This is a genomic window from Arthrobacter sp. Y3221087, from assembly GCF_059089905.1.
On the sequence record NZ_JBNHFE010000026.1, the window covers coordinates 1 to 607 of the forward strand.

Here is a 607-nt window from a genome sequence, read left to right on the forward strand (position 1 = left end):
GAGTTGTAGATCTCCGGCCGCGGCCAGATCAGGTTCAGCGTCATGGCGCCGCCCCAGAGGACCGCGAGGATATTCACGGGGAGACCCCACTTGCCGAGGCTGAATCCGGCTTTTCCGTGGCTTTCGTCGGACAGCGGCCACTTCTTCAGGAAGCGCCGCCGCAGCAGCGGGACGGTGACCAGCAGGTAGGAGAGGTAGATCAGGACAATGCTGATGCTGGACAGGATGGTGAAGATCGCGGGCTGGGAAACGTTGACGATCAGGGGCATGATGGCGATGAGTCCGATGACGATGGCCGCCACCGTGGGCGTCTTCCGCTCCGGGTGCACTTTGCTGAGCTGGCGGCTGAAGGGGAGGTTGTTGTCCCGGGCCATGGCGAACATCATGCGGATGGCTGCGGCGTGGACGGCGAGGGTGCAGACGAACACGGCGACCACGATGCACACCAGGAAGGCCTTGCCGAACGGGCCTCCCAGCACGGAGAGCACGATGTACTGCAGGCCGCCGTCGGCAGAGCCCAGCTTGGGGTCGTTCAGGTCCGGGGCCGCCAGGAGTCCGCCGAGGAGAATCAGGCCGCCGAGGATGAAGGACGCCGTGATTGCCCGCA

General features: G+C 65.1%; 1 protein-coding gene. It reads right to left on the bottom strand.

What is annotated here, in order from left to right; all coding sequences use genetic code 11:
• Positions 1-607: amino acid permease (locus AC5RUO_RS20005; protein WP_494104447.1), on the bottom strand; the 607-nt coding region annotated here is incomplete at both ends.